At 64.8% G+C, this 23253-nt stretch carries 19 protein-coding genes; 12 read left to right on the forward strand and 7 right to left on the reverse strand.

Annotated features, from left to right (window positions below):
- Positions 1-97 precede the first annotated feature (97 nt).
- On the forward strand, positions 98-1012 hold the full coding sequence (locus FNV92_RS25615) for an alpha/beta fold hydrolase (RefSeq protein ID WP_143844034.1): 915 nt from the start codon (positions 98-100) through the stop codon (positions 1010-1012).
- Between the two features lie 8 nt (positions 1013-1020).
- Here FNV92_RS25615 and FNV92_RS25620 read toward each other — a convergent pair whose 3' ends face one another.
- The 6 genes from FNV92_RS25620 to FNV92_RS25645 all read right to left on the reverse strand — a co-directional run bounded on the left by FNV92_RS25620 (position 1021) and on the right by FNV92_RS25645 (position 8786).
- Positions 1021-1695 (reverse strand): spermine/spermidine synthase domain-containing protein, encoded by a 675-nt coding sequence (locus tag FNV92_RS25620; RefSeq protein ID WP_143844033.1) that lies wholly within the window; start codon positions 1693-1695, stop codon positions 1021-1023.
- Between the two features lie 30 nt (positions 1696-1725).
- Positions 1726-4959 (reverse strand): bifunctional cytochrome P450/NADPH--P450 reductase, encoded by a 3234-nt coding sequence (locus tag FNV92_RS25625; RefSeq protein WP_143844032.1) that lies wholly within the window; start codon positions 4957-4959, stop codon positions 1726-1728.
- A 153-nt stretch (positions 4960-5112) separates the two neighbouring features.
- Positions 5113-6108 carry an alpha/beta fold hydrolase gene (locus FNV92_RS25630; protein WP_168213806.1) on the reverse strand — a complete coding sequence of 332 codons (996 nt, stop codon included), beginning with the start codon at positions 6106-6108 and terminating at the stop codon, positions 5113-5115.
- Positions 6109-6130: 22 nt separating this feature from the next.
- Complete coding sequence (locus tag FNV92_RS25635) at positions 6131-7681, reverse strand: WS/DGAT/MGAT family O-acyltransferase (protein ID WP_143844030.1); 1551 nt, start codon at positions 7679-7681, stop codon at positions 6131-6133.
- A gap of 47 nt (positions 7682-7728) precedes the next feature.
- Positions 7729-8529: an esterase/lipase family protein gene (locus FNV92_RS25640; RefSeq protein WP_143844029.1), complete on the reverse strand. Its 801-nt coding sequence runs from the start codon at positions 8527-8529 to the stop codon at positions 7729-7731.
- Entirely contained in the window at positions 8529-8786 is a 258-nt protein-coding gene (locus tag FNV92_RS25645; RefSeq protein WP_015687608.1) for a DUF6489 family protein, read from the reverse strand. The genes FNV92_RS25640 and FNV92_RS25645 overlap by 1 nt, the downstream gene beginning before the upstream one ends.
- Positions 8787-9166: 380 nt before the next feature.
- Here FNV92_RS25645 and FNV92_RS25650 point away from each other — a divergent pair, with 380 nt between their 5' ends.
- The 11 genes from FNV92_RS25650 to FNV92_RS25700 all read left to right on the forward strand — a co-directional run bounded on the left by FNV92_RS25650 (position 9167) and on the right by FNV92_RS25700 (position 22476).
- Positions 9167-10765, forward strand: a complete 1599-nt coding sequence (locus FNV92_RS25650) for an ABC transporter substrate-binding protein (protein ID WP_143844028.1) — start codon at positions 9167-9169, stop codon at positions 10763-10765.
- 101 nt (positions 10766-10866) lie between these two features.
- On the forward strand, positions 10867-11847 hold the full coding sequence (locus FNV92_RS25655) for an ABC transporter permease (RefSeq protein ID WP_143844027.1): 981 nt from the start codon (positions 10867-10869) through the stop codon (positions 11845-11847).
- Position 11848: 1 nt separating this feature from the next.
- Positions 11849-12811 carry an ABC transporter permease gene (locus FNV92_RS25660; RefSeq protein WP_143844026.1) on the forward strand — a complete coding sequence of 321 codons (963 nt, stop codon included), beginning with the start codon at positions 11849-11851 and terminating at the stop codon, positions 12809-12811.
- On the forward strand, positions 12808-13794 hold the full coding sequence (locus FNV92_RS25665) for an ABC transporter ATP-binding protein (RefSeq protein ID WP_143844025.1): 987 nt from the start codon (positions 12808-12810) through the stop codon (positions 13792-13794). Before FNV92_RS25660 ends, FNV92_RS25665 begins: the two co-directional genes overlap by 4 nt.
- Positions 13791-14780 carry an ABC transporter ATP-binding protein gene (locus FNV92_RS25670; protein WP_143844024.1) on the forward strand — a complete coding sequence of 330 codons (990 nt, stop codon included), beginning with the start codon at positions 13791-13793 and terminating at the stop codon, positions 14778-14780. The genes FNV92_RS25665 and FNV92_RS25670 overlap by 4 nt, the downstream gene beginning before the upstream one ends.
- 87 nt (positions 14781-14867) lie before the next feature.
- Positions 14868-16670: a gamma-glutamyltransferase family protein gene (locus FNV92_RS25675; protein ID WP_143844023.1), complete on the forward strand. Its 1803-nt coding sequence runs from the start codon at positions 14868-14870 to the stop codon at positions 16668-16670.
- A gap of 9 nt (positions 16671-16679) precedes the next feature.
- Entirely contained in the window at positions 16680-17669 is a 990-nt protein-coding gene (locus tag FNV92_RS25680; RefSeq protein WP_143844022.1) for an ABC transporter ATP-binding protein, read from the forward strand.
- A 175-nt stretch (positions 17670-17844) separates the two neighbouring features.
- A complete protein-coding gene (locus FNV92_RS25685; protein ID WP_143844021.1) occupies positions 17845-18948 on the forward strand; it encodes an ABC transporter ATP-binding protein in 1104 nt (367 codons plus the stop codon).
- A gap of 23 nt (positions 18949-18971) precedes the next feature.
- Positions 18972-20483: an ABC transporter substrate-binding protein gene (locus tag FNV92_RS25690; RefSeq protein ID WP_143844020.1), complete on the forward strand. Its 1512-nt coding sequence runs from the start codon at positions 18972-18974 to the stop codon at positions 20481-20483.
- 157 nt (positions 20484-20640) lie between these two features.
- The gene (locus tag FNV92_RS25695) at positions 20641-21582 is read left to right on the forward strand and encodes an ABC transporter permease (protein ID WP_143844019.1); all 942 of its coding nucleotides are present in this window, start codon (positions 20641-20643) and stop codon (positions 21580-21582) included.
- Positions 21583-21585: 3 nt separating this feature from the next.
- Positions 21586-22476 (forward strand): ABC transporter permease, encoded by an 891-nt coding sequence (locus tag FNV92_RS25700; protein WP_143844018.1) that lies wholly within the window; start codon positions 21586-21588, stop codon positions 22474-22476.
- Here the strand turns inward: FNV92_RS25700 and cnbZ are convergent.
- Positions 22473-23216, reverse strand: a complete 744-nt coding sequence (gene cnbZ, locus FNV92_RS25705; protein ID WP_143844017.1) for a 2-amino-5-chloromuconate deaminase CnbZ — start codon at positions 23214-23216, stop codon at positions 22473-22475. The two genes, FNV92_RS25700 and cnbZ, sit on opposite strands and share 4 nt — an antisense overlap.
- Positions 23217-23253 lie beyond the last annotated feature (37 nt).

A 23253-nucleotide genomic window follows, 5' to 3' on the forward strand; every position in this document is an offset into this window, starting at 1 on the left:
GAGGTGCCGGTCAACCGGCAAGGTCCCGCGCGCGCGGCTTCATTGCGAGCGAAAAGCGTGCGATACAGCATTGCTCGAAAGCGAAGGGAACGCAGCCGTGAATGCCCATCAGCCGCCCAAGACCGTCCGCGCTAACGGGATCGACATCTGCTACGAGAGCTTCGGCAACGACAACGCCGAGCCGCTGCTGCTGATCATGGGGCTCGGCGCGCAGATGATCCATTGGGACGATGCATTCTGCGAACAGCTTGCCGCACGCGGCTTTCGCGTGATCCGCTTCGACAATCGCGACATCGGCAAGTCGAGCCATCTCACCGGCGGCAAGCGCCTGACGCCGCTCGAGCTCTTGAAGCTGCGTTTCTTCAGGATTCCCGTCGCCGCGACCTACAAGCTGATCGACATGGCGAAGGACACCGTCGGGCTGATGGACGCGCTCGGTATCAAGTCGGCCCATCTGGTCGGCGCCTCCATGGGCGGCATGATCGCGCAGGAGGTGGCGCTGTCGTTTCCGCAGCGCGTGCGCTCGCTGACCTCGATCATGTCGACGACAGGCAATCCACGCGTCCCGCCGCCGACACGCGAGGCCGCAACCATGTTGATGGCGCCACCGCCCCGCAGCAAGGAGGAGTTCATCGTCCGCTTCGGCCAGACCTGGAAGGTGCTGCGGGCCGGCTCCTTTCCGGAAGAGGAAGCGCTCGATCTCGATCGTGCCGAACGCGTGTTCGCGCGCGGGCTCAATCCGGCCGGGGTCGGCCGGCAGCTCCGCGCCGTGCTCGCGTCCGGCAGCCGCAAGGAGCGGCTGCACAGCATGAAGACACCGACGCTGGTCATCCACGGCACCGTCGATCCACTGGTGCGGCCCGAAGGCGGCAAGGACACCGCGGAGTCAATTCGCGGCGCAAAGTTGCTGATGATCGAGGGCATGGGTCACGCCCTGTCGATGCGCTTCTGGCCTGAGATCATCGGCGCCATCGACAAGCATGCGCACGGCGCGGTGGCCGACGCGGCCTAGAACGAGGCTCAAGCCTTCCGCGCGATCCAGATCACGTGACGCGCGCCGCCGCCCCGCCCGGTGGCGCGAATGTTCACTTCGTTGACGTCGAAGCCGGCGCGGCCAAGGCGCTTGGTGAAGGCGGGGTTGGGTCCCGACGACCAGACCGCAAGCACGCCGCCGGGCCGCAGCGCGGCCTTCGCCGCCGCCAATCCACTCGCACTGTAGAGCGCGTCGTTGCCCTTTCGGGTCAGCCCTTCCGGCCCGTTATCGACGTCGAGCAGAATGGCGTCGAAGGCCGAGCTCTTCGCCCGGATGACTTCACCGACGTCGATCTCGCGGATCTTCACCCTGGCATCATCGAGGCTATCGCCGAAAACCGCGGCCATCGGGCCACGCGCCCAGGCGACCACCGCCGGCACGAGCTCGGAGACCACGATCTTCGCCTTGGCTCCGAGCACGGTGAGCGCCGCGCGCAAGGTAAAGCCCATGCCGAGGCCGCCGATGAGGACGACAGGCTTAGCGACCTTCTCGATCTGCTTCGCCGCGAGCGTTGCGAGCGCGGCTTCCGAGCCCGACAGGCGGTTGTTCATCAGCTCGTTGGTGCCGAGCTTGATGGAAAACTCCTTGCCGCGCCGCATCAGGCGAAGCTCCTCGTCGGAGCCGGGGATCTTGGCGGTGTCGATTTTTTCCCAGGGAATCATGGGCGAGCTTTAGCACGATTGGGCCGGCAGTCACCCGCCCGCCCAGACGTCCAGCACATACCGGTTCTTCGCGCCCATCTCCTCGATCCAGCGCGCGCTTGCCAACGCATCGCTGCCGCTCTTCTCGCGATGGATCGCGACGAGGGCCGCCTTCACGTCGGGCTCCATCTTGCCGCCATCTCCGCAAACATAGACGATCGCGCCCTGCTCGATCAGCGGCCAGACCTTGTCCTTCTGCGCGGCGAGCACGTGCTGGACATAAGTCTTCGGTCCGTCCGCGCGCGAGAACGCCGTGAACAGCTCGGTGATGCCGCTTGCCGCCAGCGCGGTCAGCTCATCCTTGTAGAGAAAATCCTGATCCGGATGGCGGCAGCCGAAGAACAGCATGGCCGGGCCAAGCGCGGCGCCCTTCGCCTTGCGCGCGGCGCGCTCCTGGAGGAAGCCGCGGAACGGGGCCAGTCCCGTGCCAGGTCCGATCATGATAACAGGCACGGACGGGTCGTCGGGCAGCCGGAAGCCGGCCTTGGTCTCACGCACCGTGGCGTATATCGCATCGCCCGCGCGCCGATTGGCGAGATAGTTCGAGCAGATGCCCTTGTAGGTGCCGCGCCCGGAAGCGGCCGGGCCCTCGACCACGCCGACCGTAATGCTGCAACGTGCCGGGTCGACCGACGGCGAGGACGAGATCGAGTAATAGCGCGGCGCCAGTAGCGAGAGCATTTCCAGGTAAACATGGAACGGCAATTCGCAGGCGGGATATTCAAGCAGCAGGTCGAACACCGATTTGCGCCTGGCCAGGATCTCGGTGCGGTAACGCTCGAGCGTTTCAGGCTCCTCGCCGACGAAGGCCAGCAGCTTCGGCTTGGTGACTGGGCAGCGGGTATGCTCCGCCATGATCTGGATCTGCTTGCGTGTCGCCACCTGCTGCAACTCGACGAACTCGCTGAGCAGACGACCGACCGACACGGCGTCGCCGACCGGCAATTGCGCGCGGCGGCCCTCGGCCACCTGAAGCCGGATCTGGTCCGCCGGCAGGAAACCGAAGCGACGGGCAACCGAATCCACCAGGGTCGGATCGTTGCGCGGGACGATGCTCAGATGATCGCCGACGCGATAGCTGATGCTGGCCGGCAGCTGCACCTCGATATGGCGCGTCGAACGCTCCGACGGATTGGACCCGGTCTTGTTCTGGAGCTCGTCATTGGCCAGCACCTTCATCGCCACCGCGCCGCCCTGCGCCAGGATGGTGTTGACGGCCGTTACCGCCACCGGCTCGATCGCGTAGAGCGGATCGTCCTCCGCGGTGCGGGTGAAATTCCAGTCGATGCCGAACTCCTTGGTCGCGACCTGGGCGGCCGCCGGGAACCATTTCTGGAACTGGCCGTCGAGATCGCTGCGCGCATCGCCCTCGCCGCGCGGATACACCGCGCGCGCGCCATGCTTCGACAATTGCTCGTCGATGAAGCGCGGCACCGATTGATAGGTCGCGGCCCAGTCGCTGTTGCCGCAGCCGAATACGGCGTAGCGCACATTGGCAAAGGCATCCTTCGGCAGATCGTCGCCGAGCCATTTGACGAATTGCGTCGCGTTATCCGGCGGCGCGCCATTGTAGGAGGCGCAGATGATCAGCACGCCGCCTTCCTGCGGCAGCTTGCCGACGTAATCGTCGAGCGGCCCGAGATGCACGGCAAAGCCGTTGATCTCGGCAAGGTCCGCCATGCGCGTCGCCAGTTCCTCTGCGGTGCCGAGATTGGAGCCGTAGAGGACCAGCATCGGCGTGTTGTGGCCGGGCCGCGCAGTCGGCTGACGTGGCGCCTTCGGCGCGGCGGACGCCGCGACCGGTCCGCCGTAGGCGCCTCGCTCGCGATCGGCGCGCGGGCGCACCTTGATCTTGAAGCCCTCGGGCTTCATCGTCAGGGTTTCCTTCAGGTGCATCTGGTAGCGTTGGTGGTCGATCAGCTTGAAGCGCTGCAGGATCATGCCCAGCGCAAGCGCGGCCTCGTGCATGGCAAAACCGCGGCCGATACAGGCGCGCTGGCCGTTGCCGAATGGCTTCCAGGCATTGATCGGCCGTTTCGCCTCGGCCTCGCGGCTGAAATTCTCGGGGTCGAAGGCGTCGGGGTTGGGCCCCCAGACGGAGGGATCGCGATGTAATGCCGTCACCAGGATGGTGGTGAAGGTGCCCTTCCTGAGCCTGTACTTGCCGCCGCCGATGGCCTCATCCTTCAGCGGGGAGATGCCATAGGCCGGCGCCGGCGGCCACAGCCGCAGGGCCTCCTTCAGGATCTGCGTGATGTAGGTGAGCTGTGTCACCTGCTGGTAGGTCGGCTTCGCATTGACGTCGGGGCCAAAGACGCGGTCGACCTCGTCATAGGCCTTCTTGAGAATGTCGGGATGCTTGAGCAGCGCATAGATCGTGCAGGACAGCAGGCCGCTCGTAGTCTCGTGGCCCGCGATCAGGAACGTGTTGATCTGGTAGCGGATATTGACGTCGTCGAGTTGCTCGCCGGTCGCACGGTCGACGCCGGTCATCATGGCGGCGAGCATGTCCTTCTTGTCGTCGATCCCCTCGGCGCTCTTGCGGCGCTCGGCGATGATCTCGTCGACCATCTTGTTCATGAAGGCGACGTCTTCGCCCAAGGTCTTGCGCCGCTTCTGCATCCAGAGCTGCTCGAACGGCAGGCCGCGCGTCATCATGATGGTTTCGAGCGAGCGCACCAGCGACTCGACGAAAGGATGATAGTCGCGCCGGTAGAACGAATTGAACCGATACTCGAAGCCGCACAGGCCGATCGTGTCCAGCGTCAGCGCGGTCATGTCGTGAACGACGTCGATCTCGTCGTCGGCGTTGAGCCGCTCCCATTTGTTGACGAGTTGCTCGGCGATATCGACCATGCTCGGGTGATAGGACTGCATGGCGCGATTGCCGAAGGGCTGCAGCAGGATGTTGTGCGCCTTGCTCCAGTTCGGTTCCCTGGTGTCGGCCGTGAACAGGCCGTCGCCGCCGACTGCGCGCACGCGCCGCAGCGCGCCGCGCACCGTCTTGTCGAAACGTTTCTCGTCGGATAGCTCGTCGACGAGATCGTGGCCGGAGACGACGACGATCGGCGAGCCCATCATGTCGAGCCAGAAGATCGGACCCAGCTCCTTGGCAAGCCGCGTCAGGTGCTGCACCGGAGCGGCCGAGTCCAGCGACAGCATGTTGCCGACCACCGGCTTTGTCGGCGGCTGCGGAATCGGGTCCAGTCGGTTCTTGGATGACATTAAATACGCTTCCCCCTGCCTCGATCTTCAACGTCGTCATTGCGAGGAGCGCGCGACAAAATTGCGGAGCAATTTTGCGCTGGCGACGAAGCAATCCAGACTGCCACCACGGATGCATTCTGGATTGCTTCGCTTCGCTCGCAATGTCGGTTGCTAGCCAAACCGCCTTCTACGCCATTCGATCAGCTTGGCGTTGACCTCTTCCGGCTTCTCCTGCTGCGTCCAATGGCCACTGTCCTTGACCAGATACTTCTCGAGGTCGCTGACGAGTTTCTCCATGCCGTCGGCCGCCGACGGCGGCAGCACCGCGTCGTTTTCCGCCATGATCATCAATGACGGCACGCTGATATGGTGGTCGAGCCCCTTCGAGCGCTCCCAATTGCGCGTAAAATTGCGATACCAGTTGATGCCGCCGGTAAAGCCGGTTTTCGTGAAGGTGTCGACGAACACCTTCTTCTCGTCGGCCGACAGGATGGGCGTACGCGGATCGTGCCGGGCGTCATAAGCCGCAATCATCTGCGGGAACGCCAGGTTCGTCTTCGACGAGGCGCCAACGCCCGCGACCGGCGGCTCATCGGGCTTCACGGCCGGCCGCGGCAGCGGCTTGCGCATGAAAGCATCGAATGTCTGCTCGACCCGGCTGCCAAAAATCCGGTCCGGCTCGCGCGCGGGATCCTGGAACTGGACAATGTACATCTGGTCGCCGAAGCGCTGGCGGAACAGTGCGATCGGATCGATCGGCGCGCGGTCCCAATGCGGGGTGTTGACGCCGACGACGCCAGCGACGCGCGATGGGTGCCGCAGCGGCATCTGCCAGACGACGAAGCCGCCCCAGTCGTGGCCGACGAAGATCGCCTTGTCGATCCCGAGATGATCAAGCAGCCCGACGAGGTCGCCGGTCAGATGCTCCATGTCGTAGGCTTCGACCGGTTCCGGCCGGTCGGTCGCGCCATAACCGCGCTGGTCGGGCGCGATCACCCTTATGCCGGCCTCGCTCAACGCCTTGATCTGATGGCGCCAGGAGAAGGCGAGCTCTGGCCAGCCGTGACACAGCACGACCGGCGGGGTGTCCGTGACCGGGCCCGCCTCGTAATAGCCCATGCGGATTCCGTTCGTCTGCGCGAATTTGAGCGGCGGCATTTCAATCATCATGAGATTCCTGGCAAGATTCCTATTCCGCGGCGCCCTTGATGTCAGCCGCAGGCGGCGCATAGGCCGCCTCGAGCGCGGCAAACTCCGCCGGCAGCATGTCGCACATTACCTGCACATGCGGAATGATGTTGGCGCCGACGATGAAGCCGAAATCAAGCTGGTCGCGATAGCTCTGCACGGTGATGTTGAGCGCCTGCCCGTGCGTCGAGATCGACACCGGGAAGATGTGCAGCAGCTCGGCGCCGGCGGCATAGAGCGTCTGCCGCGGCCCCGGCACGTTGGACACCGTGATATTGGCGGCCGGCGGCAGTACGTCGGACAGATTGGAGCGGCTGTAGAGCAACGCCAGGATCTGCACCATCATCGGCGCACCGAGCATCGAGATGTTGGAGACCTGCGGCATCAGCGCACGCAGCGGGTGAGACATCTCCTTGGACTTGGTCGACTGCGCGATGATGGCTTCCAGCCGTGCCTTGGGATCATCGATATTGGTCGCGATCGAACAGATCATGCCGAACACCTGGTTGTTGGCCTCGGTGTTGCCCTCCTCGCGGAGCGAGATCGGCACGGCGGCGGTCAGGGATTTGGCCGGCAGCGTGCCGTATTGCTGGAGGTAGCGCCGGACCACGCCGGAGGCGAGCGCGAGCACGACGTCGTTGAGCTTGCCACCGGCCTGCTTGGCCAGCGCCTTCGCCCGCGACAACGAGATTGACACGCCGGCAAAACTCCGCTCCGACGAGATCGTCTTGTTGAGCATGGTCGGCGGCGACACCATGCTGGCAAGGCTCTCGCGCGACCTGGGATCGGAGATCTTGCCGAGCACGTCGGAGACGCTCTTGACCATGGTCGGGATGTTGCCGGCGAAGCGCACCGCGCTCTCGATCTGGTACATCGCATTGTCGAACAGGATCGAGCCGATGTCGCTCTTGCCGGTGCGCGGCAATTGCAGGTTCTTCGCGGCCGCCGAAGCGTCGAGCGGCTGGGTGAAGAGTTGCTGATAGGAATCGAGCAGGTTCGCCGCGATGTCGCGCGGCTCCTGTCCGGGCTTGGCTCCCGCCGCCGGCGGATCAACCTGCCGCGGGATCGGCGAGATGTCGTAGATCATGTTGGTCAGCGCCGCACCGGCGCCACCGTCGATCGCGGCGTGGTGCATCTTGGAATAGAGCCCGACCTCGTTGTCCTTCATGCCCTCGAAGACGTAGAACTCCCACAGCGGGCGGGCGCGGTTCAGGAGCTTGGCGTGCATCCAGCCGACGATACGCTCGAGCGTAGCGCGATCGCGGGGCGCCGGCAGGCTGGCGCGGAAGATGTGACGGTCGATGTCGAATTGATCGTCCTCGACCCATGTGGGATGGTCGATCTCGAGTGGCGCCTTCTCCAGTCGCGCCTTCAGGATCGGCGCGATGTGCAGGCGCGAGACAATCATCGCCTTGAAGTCTTCGAAGAAGTCCCCCTTGTAGTCCTCAGGCAGGCGAAAGATCGCCATGCTGCCGACATGCATCGGCATTTCCGGCGTTTCGAGATAGAGAAACGATGCGTCCAGCGACGACAGCTTCTTACCGTCAGCCATGATTCCCTCCCACGCATACCGACGGGCGCCTTGGCCGGCGCTTCTCGTCAGGCCGATATTGCCTGTTCCGGCGGGGCATATGCAATGGCAAACGGGCCGGCCCGGTCAAATGGGGAGAACTCCCCCTCCGGTTGCGCCAGGCGGTCCGCCACTGCCCACAGCGCCGCGGGGTTGACGCCGAGCCCGATATGGCTCGCCAGGCGGACCTCGATGTTCTCGGCGCGGTCGGAGGGCCGCAACAGACAGGTGCGCCAGTTCACGACACCGTCGGTACGCGAATAGATCGACGTCGCCGGCACCGGAAGATCGCCGGCGATCGCCTCGCGCAGCTCCGCAAAATCCTCGACACGCTCCCCGGACATCATCTCGTAGAGCCGCGTCGCATTGGTCGCTCGGACATCGCTTGCAAACGGGCTGCCGAGCGTGACGACGCAGCGGACCATCTCGGGCGCCTGAAGCGCGAGATCGCGGGCATAGACGCCGCCGAGGCTCCAGCCGACCAGGCTGACCTTGCGTCCGCTCGCGGCATGGATCTCGGCGAGACGGGCGTGCAAGGCCTCGCGCATCCGCCCCAGCCCACCCAGATTGCGGCCCATCCGCCAAGCATGCGCCTCATAGCCGAGTTCGCGGAGATAGCGCCGCATCGGTGCCATCGAGAGGTCGCTGGCGAGAAAGCCCGGCAACGCCAGAACCGGATGGCCGTCGCCCCTGGGTGCGCGCATCAGGACCGGTGACAGCAGCAGGCTGGCGTTGAACTCGAACAGTCCGCGGGCTTCGGCAAGCAGCAGGCCGAGGCCCGGCGGACGAAGCCGACCCGTCGCCTGCGGCCCGTCCGGCCCGCGCGCCATTATTTCTTCTTGTCGCCGGCGCGCGTGCCGCCGAGGCCGGCCATGGTGACGAACATGTCCTGAAAACGCTCCGCGATCTTGGGATCGAAGGTGAACCAGCTCTGGATCAGGGATTCCGGCGAGACCTTGTCGATGTTGGACATCATCTGCTGTTGCAACTTGTCCATCACGGCGGTCTGCATCGGCATCACGTCGGGTAGTCCGAAGAACTGGCGGGCTTCGAGGGGGGTACAGTCGATTTCGATGTTAACTTTCATGTCCCCTCCGGAAGAGATTCGAACGGCGTCACACAGTATCGCCGCGACATGGTGTGAGACGCAAGCGACCTGAGACGCGAGGGGGACACCGGTTTCCGCGATCGGCCGATATGGTCAATCAAATCGTTCCGCCGGGCTCGCGCTCGGCTGGGCGGTCGTTTCCGCGATTATTCCCCGGGGCCACGCCGGTCGAAAGTCGAATGTCGCCCACATGCCCCTCACCCCTAAATTGTCGGTCAGCATTGCTGCACAGCGGTGCAACTTGGCGCGTTCCTTGCTGGAATGGCGCTTGCACGGGTCGAGAACTCTGGGCAACATGGATCGATCAGCCCCGCCGAACAATCAAAAATGACGGTGCGGGCGAGTGGAGAGGGTCAAGAATGTCAGTCGGACGAAGTCTGTTTGCGGCGACGCTCGCCGGTATGCTTGCGTTGGCCGCCTCGCCGGCGTCGAGCCAGACGCTGCGCTACGCCAACCAGGGTGAGCTCAAATCGCTCGACCCCTACACGCTGAACGAGTCGACCACCAGTGCGCATCTTGGCCACGTCTATGAGGGCCTGGTCGCCCGCGACAAGGACCTGAAGATCATCCCGGGCCTTGCCGAGAGCTGGGAGACACCGGAGCCGACACGCTGGCGCTTTCACCTGCGCAAGAACGTGAAATTCCACAATGGCGACCCCTTCACCGCGGATGACGTCGTGTTCTCGGCCGAGCGCGTGCGCGCGAAGGGCTCGAATTTCCAGAGCCGTGTTCCCGCCGACGCCAAGGCGATCAAGATCGACGACTACACCGTCGATTTCGTGCTGACCTCGCCCAATCCCATCCTGACCGCGCTGTGGGCGACCTGGTACATCATGGACAAGAAATGGGCAGAGGCGAACGATGCGGTGGCGCCGACGCCGGCCGCCGCAACGACCCCGAGCTACGCCTCGCTCCATGAAAACGGCACCGGCCCCTTCATGATCGAGAGCCATCAGCCGGGCGTGAAGACCGTCTTCAAGGCCAATCCGAACTGGTGGCGCAAGCCGGAACATAATCTGAAGGAAATCGTCTTCACGCCGATCGCAAACCCGGCCACGCGTGTCGCGGCGCTGTTGTCGGGCGAGGTCGACGTGATCGAGCCGGTTCCGGTGCAGGACATCGAGCGCGTCAAGGCGAGCCCCAACGCCACCGTGCTGACGGGACCAGAACTCCGCACCATTTTCGTCGGCATGGATCAGGCGCGCGACGAACTCTTGTACTCCAACGTCAAGGGCAAAAATCCATTCAAGGACATTCGCGTCCGCGAGGCGGTTTACCGGGCGACCGATGTCGACCTGATCAAGAATCGCGTCATGCGCGGGCTGTCCACGCCATCCGCATTGATGGTCGCACCAGAGATCTTTTCGGCGAAGGCTTTCGTCCGGCCGAAGTTCGACCCCGACGCCGCCAAGAAACTTCTGGCGGACGCCGGCTATGCGGACGGCTTCGAAGTGACGATGGACTGCCCGAACGACCGCTACGTCAATGACGCAGCCATCTGCCAGGCAATCGTCGGTATGCTCGCTCGCATCAACATCAAGGTGGACCTGCTGGCCCAACCCAAGGCCCAGTATTTCGCCAAGGTGTTGAAGCCCGGCGGCTACAAAACCTCGCTGTTCATGCTGGGCTGGACCCCGGATACGCTCGACTCCCAGAACGTGCTGCACGACATCATGGGCTGCCGGGATGATCCGAAGGATCCCAATCGCGGCGAAGCCAACCTCGCCGGCTATTGCAACAAGGAGTTCGACGATCTCGCCGACAAGGTTCTCCTTGAATCCGATACGGCCAAGCGCGATCAACTGATCAAGCAGGCTTTCGAGGTCTCGATCAAGGATTGGGCCTATGTCCCGTTGCACCAGCAGGCGCTTGCCTGGGGTGTGTCGAAAAAAGTGAAACTGACCCAGCGCGCGGACAATCAGGTCCTGCTCTACTGGGCGACCAAGCAAGACGAGTAATTGTCGACAAGTTGTGAAGTCCCGGAAGCGATGGCTTCCGGGACTTGCATTTTCGGGCTAACGCGATGACGCGTGCCGCTGAAGAGATGTGAAAGGAACAAATGCTCGCTTTCACACTGCGCCGGGCCATCCAGGCCATTGGCGTCATGATCGCCGTCGGGATCATATCGTTCTCGATGTTCCGTTTCGCCGGCGATCCCGTGAACCAGATGGTCGGGATGGATACGTCGGGCGCCGAACGCGCGGCGATCCGCAAGTCGCTCGGCCTCGACGATCCCGTGATCGTGCAGTTCGGCCGCTATATCGGCAACGCGGCGCAGTTCAAGTTCGGCGTGTCCTACCAGTTCCGCCTGCCGGTCACGAGCCTGCTGATCGAGCGCATGCCGGCGACGCTGGAGCTCGCGATCTGCGCCACGATCTTTGCGATGGTCAGCGGCATCCTGATGGGGGTCTTTTCGGCACTGCGCCGTGACAGCTGGCTCGCGCATGCATTCCAGGCGCTCTCGCTGATCGGCATTTCGCTACCGACCTTCCTGATCGGCATTCTCATGATCTACCTGTTCTCGGTGACGCTGGGCTGGCTACCCTCGTTCGGGCGCGGCGACGTCGTCCACATTGGCTGGTGGACGACAGGCCTCCTGACACTGTCGGGCTTGAAAGCACTGATCATGCCTTCGATTACGCTTGGCTTATTTCAGATGACGCTGATCATGCGCCTCGTCCGCGCGGAGATGCTGGAAGTGATGCGTACCGACTACATCCGCTTCGCTCGTGCGCGCGGACTGACCACGCGGGCGATCCATTACGGCCACGCGTTACGCAACACGCTGGTTCCCGTCATCACCGTGGCCGGCCTGCAATTTGGCTCGGTAATTGCATTCGCGATCATCACCGAAACCGTGTTCCAGTGGCCGGGCATGGGTCTCCTGTTCGTGCAGGCCGTTCAGAACGTCGATATCCCGATCATGGCGGCCTATCTGATGATGGTGTCCCTGATCTTCGTCACCATCAATCTCGTGGTTGATATCCTCTACACCATCGTCGATCCGCGGCTGCGCTCGACGGTCAGCCGGGCGCATTGAGATGAGCGAGGCGGTCGTTCCGCACGAGATTGAGAAGCGCGCTGCGGCCGTACCGGGCAGGTTCAGGCGCGCGCTCGACAGCGACCTGTTCTATTCGTTCCGCCGCTCGAAGATCACCATGATCGCGGCCGCGGTGACGCTGCTGTTTTTTCTTCTGGCGATCTTTGCCTCGGTGCTGTCGGTACAGAACCCGTTCGACCCGGCGCAGCTGCAGCTGATGAACTCGCGTATCTCACCGCTGTGGACCGCCGACGGCCAGAGCCCGTTCCTGCTCGGGACCGACGAGCAGGGCCGCGACGTGCTGTCTGCGATCCTCTACGGCCTGCGCATCTCGCTGCTCGTCGGCGTACTCGGCGTGGTCTTGTCCGGGGCGATCGGCATCCTGCTCGGTCTGACCGCCGGCTATTTCGGCGGCGCGATCGACGGCCTGATCATGCGCATCGCCGACGTGCAACTCTCCTTTCCGGCCATCCTGATCGCGCTCTTGATCAATGGAATCGCCAAGTCCGTCTTTGGCAACAGGCTGGATGAGATGAGCATGCTGGCGGTCCTCGTCTTCGCGATCGGCCTGAGCTTCTGGGTACAGTATGCCCGCACAGTGCGCGGCTCGGTGCTGATCGAGAAGAACAAGGATTATGTCGCCGCCGCGCAATTGATCGGCCTGCCTGCTCCCGTGATCATGCTGCGCCATGTGCTACCGAACACGACGGGACCGATCCTGGTGATCGCCACCATCAACCTCGCGCTCGCCATCATCACCGAGGCGACGCTGTCCTTCCTCGGCTCGGGCATGCCCGAGACCATGCCGTCGCTCGGCACGTTGATCCGGATCGGCAACGGCTATCTGTTCGCCGGCGAATGGTGGATCGTCGCATTCCCCGGAATCGCGCTCGCCGTGATGATCCTGTCCATCAACCTGCTGGGCGACTGGCTGCGCGACGCGCTCAATCCAAAGCTCCGATGACCGAACCCGTCCTCTCCGTACGCAATCTCCAGGTGGAGTTCGCCTCCCGCCGCGGCACGCTGCGCGCCATCGACGGCGTCTCCTTCGACATCGCCAAAGGCGAGGTGCTGGGCGTGGTCGGCGAATCCGGCGCCGGCAAATCGGTCACGGGCCTGTCGGTGATCGGCCTGATCGATCCGCCCGGCCGCATCTCCGGCGGCGAGATTCGCCTGTCGGGCCTGCGCATCGACAATCTGCCGCCGGAGGAGCTGCGCCGCGTCCGCGGCAAGCGTATCGGCATGATCTTCCAGGATCCGCTCACCTCGCTCAATCCGCTGTACCGGGTCGGCGACCAGATCGTGGAGACGATCCGGACCCATCTCAATCTGTCCGAAGCCGCCGCCCGCCGCCGCGCCATCGACCTGCTGGCCGAGGTCGGCATTCCCGCGCCGGACAAGCGCATCGACGGCTATCCGCACGAATTCTCCGGCGGCATGCGCCAGCGCGTCGTCATTGCGCTGGCGATCTGCGCCGAGCCCGAGCTGATCATCGCGGACGAGCCGACCACCGCGCTCGACGTCTCCGTGCAGGCGCAGATCATCTCGCTGATCAAGCGGCTCGGCCGCGACCACGGCACCGCCGTGATGCTGGTGACGCACGACATGGGCGTGATCGCCGAGACCTCCGACCGCGTCGCCGTGATGTATGCCGGCCGTGTCGCCGAGATCGGGCCGGTGCAGGACGTCGTGAGGAATCCGCTTCATCCCTACGCCAAGGGCCTGATGGGCGCGATCCCGACGCTTGCCGGCGAGGACAAGCGCCTGGTGCAGATTCCCGGCTCGATGCCGCGGCTGTCGGCGATCCCGCGCGGCTGCTCGTTCAATCCGCGCTGCGAATCCGCGTTCGACCGCTGCAGGGTCGACCGGCCGGAACCGCTACCGCGAGGCACGCAATCGGTCGCCTGCCATCTCTATGACAGCGCGCCGGCGGAGAGCGCGGCATGAGCGCCCCCTTCGTCCAGGCCACAAATCTGCGCCGCGTGTTCGACGTCTCCAAGCCGTGGCTCAACCGCGTCCTCGAAGGCGGACAGCTCGAATACCTCAAAGCCGTCGACGGCGTCAGCTTCGACATCAGGAAGGGCGAGACCTTTGCGCTGGTCGGCGAGTCCGGCTCCGGCAAGACCACGGTGGCGCGGATGGTGGTCGGCCTGTTGCCGCCGAGCTCCGGCAACGTGCTGATCGACGGCGTCTCGATGACCGATCCGCGGCAGGCACAGGCGCGGCGCAAACTGCGGCGCCGCATCCAGATGATCTTCCAGGATCCCTATGCGAGCCTGAACCCGCGCTTCCGCGTCGATGCCATCATCGCCGAGCCGATCCGCGCCTTCGACCTGATCCAGGGCGAACGCGACATCCAGGCGCGCGTCGGCGAGCTGCTCAGCCTCGTCGGCCTGCATCCCGACGATCGGCTGAAATTTCCGCACGAATTCTCCGGCGGCCAGCGCCAGCGCATCGCGATCGCGCGGGCGCTCGCCTCCGACGCCGAGTTCATCGTCTGCGACGAGCCGACCTCCGCGCTCGACGTCTCCGTGCAGGCGCAGATCCTCAATTTGATGCGCGACCTCCAGGACAAGTTCGGCCTGACCTACATGTTCATCAGCCACAACCTCGCCGTGGTCCGCCACATGGCGAGCCGTGTCGGCGTGATGTATCTCGGCCGCATCGTCGAGATCGCGGAAGGCAAGGAATTGTTCTCCCGTCCGCGCATGCCCTACACCAAGATGTTATTGGGCGCCGTGCCTGATCTGGCCATGAGCGGCCGCCAGCGCATTCCGGTCAAGGGCGAGATCCCGAATCCGATCAATCCGCCTCCCGGCTGCGCCTTCAATCCACGCTGCCCGCTGGCGTACGACCTCTGCCGCAAGCAAGTCCCCGAACTGATCGACGGTGTCGCCTGCCATGCGGTGAACACCGCACCGGTCCCGGCGTGACGCGCGCGTGCCATGCGGCCTGCGCATTGGCGAGGCGGCATCGCCTGTGATCAATTGCGCGCGCGACACATAAGGTAACGAAGTCCCATGTCCAACATCAATCCCGATCCCTTCACGACGCGCCCCGAGATCGAGGGCACATTCGGGGTCGTCGCCACCACGCACTGGATCGCGACCGCCGTCGGCATGGCCATGCTGGAAAAGGGCGGCAATGCCTTCGACGCAGGCGTCGCCACCGCCTTCACGCTGCAGGTGGTCGAGCCGCATCTGAACGGCCCCGGCGGCGACGTGCCCGTCATCGTCCACGACGTCAAGCGCGGCCGCACCGAAGTGATCTGCGGCCAGGGCCCGGCGCCAGCGCGCGCCACCATCGCGCATTACAAGAGCGAAGGACTCGACATGGTGCCCGGCACCGGCCTCCTCGCGGCCTGCGTTCCCGGCACCTTCGAATCCTGGATGATGCTGCTGCGCGACTACGGCACGATGCGCGTGCGCGATGTGCTGGAGCCCGCGATCTCCTATGCGCGCGACGGCTATCCGCTGGTCGAGCGCGCCTGCGCCACCATCCAGACCGTCGAGCAATTGTTCCGCAAGCACTGGCCGACCTCGGCCGCAGTCTATCTGCCGAATGGCGAAGTTCCGAAGCCCGGCACGCTGTTCACGAACACAACTCTGGCCGCGACCTACGCCCGCATTCTCAGCGAGGCCGAGAGCGGCGGTGGAGGCCGCGACGCCGAGATCGAGCGCGCACGCAAGACCTGGTCGCAGGGCTTCGTCGCCGAAGCGATCGACAAATTCTGCCGGACGCAGGACGTGATGGACGTCAGCGGCTCGCCACATCGCGGCGTGCTCACCGCCGACGACATGGCGCGCTGGCAGCCGACCATCGAAGCACCGCTCACCTACGATTATGGCCGCTACACCGTCTGCAAGGCCGGCGTCTGGAGCCAGGGCCCGGTGACGCTGCAACAGCTCGCTTTGCTAAAGGGCTTTGCGCTCGACGGGCTCGACCCGACCGGGCCCGAGTTCATCCATCTCCAGATCGAATGCGCCAAGCTCGCCTTCGCCGATCGCGAGAAATTCTACGGCGATCCCAAGTTCAGCGAGATCCCGATCGAAACGCTGCTGTCGGATGCCTATAACGACGAGCGCCGCAAGCTCGTCACCGACAAGGCCTCGCTCGATCTGCGGCCCGGCACGATCGAGGGTCTTGGCGGCGTGGTCAAGCTGCGCCGCGCCGAGGGCCAGCGCGAGGCCGTTGGCGCGCTCGGTGCCGGCGAACCGACGGTGGGCCGCTTCGGCGAAGTGCGCGGCGACACCGTGCATTTCGATATCATCGACAAGGCCGGCAACATGATCTCGTCGACACCGTCCGGCGGCTGGTTGCAATCCTCGCCTGTCATTCCCGAGCTCGGCTTCTGCCTCGGGAGCCGCGCGCAGATGTTCGATCTGGAGGAGAATCAACCGAGCTCGCTGGCGCCCGGCAAGCGGCCGCGCACCACGCTTTCGCCGGCCATGGCACTGCGCGATGGCGAGCCGTATCTGGCCTGGGGTTCGCCCGGAGGCGACCAGCAGGACCAGTGGATCACGCAATTCTTCCTGCGCCACGTCCATTGCAACCTCAATCTCCAGGAAGCGATCGACGCGCCGGCCTGGCATTCCGAACATTTCCCCATCTCGTTCTGGCCGCGCACCGCGCGTCCTGGCGTGCTCGTGGTCGAGAACCGCGTGCCAAAGGCGACGATCGAGAACCTTAGGGAGCGCGGGCATATCGTGGAGGTCGGTCCCGACTGGTCCGAAGGCCGCCTCACCGCGGCCTCGCGCGTCGGCGTGCGCCGCCGCGCTGCCGCCAATCCACGCGGCATGCAGGGCTACGCCGCGGGACGCTGAAGGCAGCACATGAGTGCGACTCCTCTCATCGAAATCAAGGACCTGCGCATCCGCTTCCACGGCGACGACGGCCGCATCACCCATGCGGTCGACAGCGTCGATCTCAGCGTCGCCAATGGCGCCACGCTCGGCCTCGTCGGCGAATCCGGCTGCGGCAAGAGCGTGACGTCGCTGGCGATCATGGGATTGCTGCCGAAGCAGAGCGCGGAAATATCCGGCGCGATCCGTTTCGACGGTTTCGACCTGCTGAAGACCTCGGACCAGACTTTGCGTGATCTGCGCGGCAACCGGCTGGCGATGATCTTCCAGGAGCCGATGACCTCGCTCAATCCGAGCCTCACCATCGGCGACCAGATCACCGAGACCATCCTGCGCCATCGCGGCGGCTCGCGGCGGAGCGCACGTGAGCGGGCTATCGAGCTGCTGCGCCGCGTTCACATCCCCTCGGCCGAGCGGCGGATCGACGAATATCCGCACAAGCTGTCCGGCGGCATGCGCCAGCGTGTCATGATCGCGATGGCGCTGGCGTGCGACCCGCGCCTGCTGATTGCGGACGAGCCGACCACTGCGCTCGACGTCACCTTGCAGGCCCAGATCCTGGAGCTGATGCGCGAGCTGAAAGCCGCAAGCGGCGCCGCGATCATCCTGATCACCCACGATCTCGGCGTGGTCGCGGAAGTCTGCGACGAGGTCGCTGTGATGTATGCCGGCGAGATCGTCGAGCGTGCGCCGGTGGATGAATTGTTCACCGCGCCCCAGCACCCCTACACTGTCGGCCTGCTCGGCTCGATCCCGCGGCTCGACCATCGCGCCGAGCAGTTGGCGACGATCGAAGGCATGGTCCCGAACATGGCGCAGCCGCCCGCCGGCTGCCGCTTCGCCGCGCGCTGCCCGTTCGTGCTGGACGCCTGCACCAAAGCGCCGCCGCCGCTGGTCGAACTCAGCCCCGGCCACCTCTCGCGCTGCATCCGCGCACCGCTCGAATTGTTGGTGTCGTGATGGCGTGCCTCTCCTCTCTCGTGCCCCGGGCGCGGTGCAGCACAAGCGAAGCGCCGTGGTGCGCGGCTGAACCGGGGCCCATGCGGCAACGAGCTGGGTCCCGGTTCAGCGTCGCACCACTTCGTGCTGCGCCGCGCCCGGGACACAAGATCGGTGTTCGCGAGGAGCAGAGACGATGACTGCCCTCTTGGAAGTCGAAGGCCTGGTCAAGCATTTCGTCGCCGAACGCTCGCTGTTCGGCCGCCCGCTCGCGCATGTCAAAGCGGTCGACGGCGTCTCGTTCTCGCTGGACGCCAGCAAGACGCTGGCCCTCGTCGGCGAATCCGGTTGCGGCAAATCCACCGTCAGCCGGCTGGTGCTGCGGCTGATCGAGCCGGACGCGGGCTCCGTTCGCTTCGACGGCCGCGATCTGCTCTCGCTCGATGCCAATGCGCTGCGCGCCTTCCGCCGCGAAGCGCAGATCATCTTCCAGGACCCCTACGCCTCACTCAATCCGCGCATGACGGTCGGCCAGATCCTGACCGAGCCGCTGGCGTTGCACGATCTCGTGCCGCCGGCGCAGCGGCGCGAGCGTGTCGAGGAGATCTTGCGGCTGGTCGGCCTGGAACCGCGGCTGGCACGGCGCTACCCGCACGAGTTCTCCGGCGGCCAGCGCCAGCGCATCGCCATCGCCCGCGCGCTCGCTGTCGAGCCGAAGCTGATCATTTGCGATGAGCCGGTCTCGGCACTGGACGTCTCGATCCGCTCGCAGATTCTCAATCTCCTGCGCGAGCTTCAGGATACGCTTGGCCTCGCCTACATTTTCGTCTCGCACGATCTCGCCGTGGTCAAGCACATCGCCGACCACGTCGCCGTGATGAATCTCGGCCAGATCGTCGAGACGGCGGAGGCAGACGTGCTGTTCGCAGCGCCGGGCCATCCCTATAGCCGGGCGCTCTTGTCCGCGATCCCCGTGCCTAAGCCGCGGGCAAAGCGCAGCCGGATTGTGCTGCAGGGAGAGATCCCCAGCGCGCTGAACCCGCCGTCCGGGTGCCGCTTCCACACCCGATGCCCCTACGTGATCGATCGCTGCCGCAGCGAAATGCCCGAGCTCATCGCGGATGGCATCGGACATGCAACGGCCTGCCACAGAACGTCGGAACTTCCGTCGTCAGCGGCGATCGTCCCGTCCGACGGCGGCTTTTCGCCGGTTCTCGAGAAATTGGTCGCTGCGTTCGGCAGCGGCCCGGAAGCAGCGCGCGGCCGCGGGGTTAGTTCATTGGGAACGGACCCGTCCTGACCGCAAAACAGAGGTTGAGAGCGATGAGTTTCATGCGTTTGGCAATCCTGGCGTCGGCCGTGCTGACGTCGCTCGTGGGCGGCGCCCAGGCGCAGACCACCCTTCGCATCGGCATCGCCGAGGACCCCGACATCCTGGATCCCAGCATCGGCCGCACCTATGTCGGCCGCATCGTGTTCTCCGCCTTCTGCGACAAGCTGTTCGACATCGACGAGAAGCTCAACATCGTGCCGCAGCTCGCGCTATCCCACGAAACCTCGGCCGACGGCAAGGAGATGACGATCAAGCTCCGGCCCGGCGTCAAATTCCACGACGGCGAGCCGCTGGACGCAGAAGCCGCAAAGTTCTCGATCGAGCGTCACATGACGCTGCCGACTTCGTTTCGCAAGTCCGAACTTGCCAGCGTCGATCATGTCGAGGTCGTCGATCCCCTGACCATCAAGCTGGTGCTGAAGACCCCCTACTCGCCGCTGATCGCCCAGCTCACCGACCGCTCCGGCATGATGGTCTCGCCCAGGGCGGCGAAGGAGGCCGGCGACAAGTTCGGCCTGCATCCGGTCTGCGCCGGCCCCTACAAGTTCGTCGAGCGCGTCCAGCAGGACCGCATGGTGTTCGAGAAGTTCGCCGACTACTGGAACAAGGACAATATCCACATCGACCGCGTCGTGTTCCTGCCGATCGTCGATGCGACGGTGCGCCTTGCCAATTTGAAGTCCGGTGGCCTCGATCTGATCGAGCGCGTGCTCGCCACTGACATCAAGGACGTCCGCGCCGATTCCCGCCTCGTGCTGTCGACCGCGCCGGAGCTCGGCTATCTCGGCCTGACCGTCAACGTCGGCAACGACAAGAGCAAAGGCCCGCTGAGCCAATCGGCGAAGGTGCGCCAGGCGCTCGACCTGTCGATCGATCGCGAAGCCCTCAACCAGGTCGTCTTCAACGGCGAATTTACGCCCGGCAATCAATGGGTCAGCCCGACGCATCCCTATTATCAGAAGGCCTTCCCGGTCCGCGGCCGCGACGTCGCCAAGGCAAAGGCGCTGTTGAAGGAAGCCGGCGTCACTACGCCGGTGACCGTGGACTACATGATCCCCAAGGGCGCGGAGAACGAGGCCGTGGCCCAGGTGATCCAGTCGATGGCTGCGGAAGCGGGTTTCGACATCAAGATCCGCGCGGTCGAATTCGCGACGACCTTCAAGCAGGCCCAGGCCGGCGAATTCCAGATCTTCCAGATCAACTGGAGCGGCCGCATCGATCCCGACGGCAATTCCTACATCTTCATGCGCAGCAAGGCGCCGCAGAACGACGGCGGCTATTCGAATCCGGATGCGGACAAGCTGATGGAAGACGGACGCATGACGGCCAACGTCGCCGAGCGCAAGGCGATCTACGAAAAGTTGACCAAGATCCTGCTCGACGATCTGCCGATCATCTACATCTACCACCGTACGCTGCTGATCGCGCATACGACCAAGCTGCAGGGCTACAAGCAGATGCCCGACGGGCTCGTGCGCGTTGTCGGACTGAAGTTCAAGTGATGTCTCTGACGATGAGCGTGTGTCCCGGACGCGGCGCAGCGCCCAAGCGCTGCACCGCAGAGCCGGAAGCCATAGCAAAAGCAACCAGTGGCAACTGGGTCCCGGTTCAGCAGCGCAATATTGCATGTTGCGCTGCGCCCGGGACACGGGCCTTGCCATGCTGAACTTCCTCGCCCGCCGCATCGCGCAGATCATCCCGACACTGTTCTTCGTGTCGGTGCTGATCTTCTCGCTGCAACAGCTACTGCCGGGCGATCCCGCGCTGGTGATGGCCGGCGAGGAGCGCGATCCCGCCGTGATCGAGCAGATCCGCCAGCAGTACAAGCTCGATCAGCCGATCCCCGTGCAGTACGTCTACTGGCTCAAGGGCGTCCTGACCGGAAACTTCGGCGAGTCGCTGCGCAACAAGATGCCGGTGCGCGAGCTGATCGCGCAGAAGCTGCCGGTGACGCTCCAGCTCGGCTCGATGGCGATCGTGATCGCGTTTTGCATCGGCATTCCCGCCGGCATCATCTCCGCGGTGAAGAAGGGCACGGCGTGGGACTATGGCGCCAATCTGTTCGCGCTGTGGGGCATCTCGACGCCGAATTTCTGGCTTGGAATTCTCCTCATCTTCCTGTTTTCGATCAAGCTGGGCTGGCTGCCGGCCTCTGGCTACGTGCCGCTCACCGAGAACTGGCGCGCGAGCCTGGCTGCGACCATCATGCCCGCCTTCGTGCTCGGCAACGCGATTTCCGCGATCCTGATGCGGCACACCCGCAGCGCCATGCTTCAGGTGCTGGAGAGCGACTATGTCCGCACCGCGCGCGCGAAGGGATTGTCGGAACGCTCCGTGATCCTGAAGCATGCCATGCGCAACGCGCTGACGCCGATCATCACGCTCGGCGCTCTCGAACTCGGCACGCTGCTGTCGGGCGCGGTGCTGACCGAGCAGATCTTCTCCATTCCCGGTTTCGGCAAGCTGATCGTGGATGCCGTGTTCAACCGTGACTACGCCGTGGTGCAGGGCGTGGTGCTGGTGACGGCCACGGTTTACATCACTCTCAACCTGATTGCCGACGTCGCCTATGTCCTCGTCAATCCGCGGCTGCGAGGCTAGGCGATGACCGACGCCGCACTGCCAGCCAGCCCCACCACCACCCGGGCCGATGAGCTCGACAGCCCGGCCCGCCGCGCCCGGCGCCGGCTGTTCAAGCGCAAGGCCGCCGTGTTCGGGCTCGTCGTGATCACGGCATTCATCCTCCTTGCGGCCCTTGCGCCGCTGGTCGTGCCCTATGATCCCATCGCGACGAGCTGGAGCCTGGTGCGCAAGCCGCCCACCGCGGCGCACTGCTTCGGCACCGACGATCTCGGCCGCGACATCCTCAGCCGTGTCGTCTACGGCGCGCGGGCCTCACTGATGGCGGGTTTGATCTCGGTCGCGATTGCGCTCGGCATCGGCGTGCCGCTCGGCCTGCTCGCCGGTTATCGCGGCGGGTTCACCGATGCGCTGATCAGCCGGATCACCGATGCGATGCTGGCCTGCCCGTTCCTGATCCTGGCGATTGCGCTGGCGGCGTTCCTCGGCCCGAGCCTCGGCAACGCCATGATCGCGATCGGCATCTCGGCCACTCCGATCTTCATCCGCCTGACGCGCGGCCAGGTACTGGTCGTCAAGGCGGAAGACTATGTCGAGGCCGCCCGCGCGCTCGGCAATCCGCCGTGGCGAATCGCGTTCTCGCACATCCTGCCGAACATCCTGCCGTCGCTGCTGGTACAGGCGACGCTGTCGATCGCCGCCGCCATCATCGCGGAGGCGGCGCTGTCATTCCTCGGCCTCGGCCAGCAGCCGCCCGCGCCATCCTGGGGCAGCATGCTCAATTCGGCCCAGCGCTTCCTGACCCAGGCGCCCTGGATGGCGATCTGGCCGGGGCTTGCGATCTTCCTCGTGGTGCTGTCGCTGAACCTGCTCGGCGACGGCCTGCGCGACGCGCTCGACCCAAGACAGCGCTAGATCACCGCTTCACGGATCACACGGCGGCAATCCATCTCGTATTCGAGATCGACCACCGGCGGCCGGGCAAAATGCCAGGTCAGGCCGGAGCGCAACGCACCGCGACGGACCAGTTCGTCCGCCAGCGCATGGTGGAAGTCGCGGATCGAATAGGCCTGCACACCGGTCGTGTCCTTCCAGCTGAAACCGAACTCCGCCATGCGCTTCTCCATGTGTGACGTCGTCATCCGCACCTTCTCCTGCAACGCGTCAGGGCCGAGCTCGCGATAGCGCACGATGCGCTCGGGATAGGTGCCACTGCCCTCACGCGCTTCCGCACCGCCTGCGATCACGAAGGTCGGCGTCTTCGCGCGCGTGGGGCGCGTGAAGGAGAACGCGAAGAAGGACGGCTCGGCCGGCGGATCGATCTCGGGACAGACATTGCTGCGCGCCACCGGATTGGTGGTGCCGTCGAAGATGCCCCATTCGGACAGCGTCTTGACGTAGTGCAGGTTGAACGCGCGAAACCCCTCCTCGCTGAAGGCCGCCGGCGAGCGCAATTCGCAGGCGCAGAACGCGGTCAGCGGACGCCCCGCCTCCTGGATGAATTTCGCCGCCAGCGCAAAACCCTCGGCGAGCGGCACCAGCCGATCGAACCTGACCCGCTCGATCTCGTAACCGTCGTCGGCGGCCGCACCCGACGAATACTGGAACACGGCCGGGATGAAACGATAATTGCCGGCCGAAAAATCGCGCGTCATGTCCCGTCCCTCAACCTATTGCATGTCGGCGCCCTCT

The sequence above is a fragment of the Bradyrhizobium cosmicum genome (genome assembly GCF_007290395.2).
In the GTDB taxonomy this organism is placed as follows: domain Bacteria; phylum Pseudomonadota; class Alphaproteobacteria; order Rhizobiales; family Xanthobacteraceae; genus Bradyrhizobium; species Bradyrhizobium cosmicum.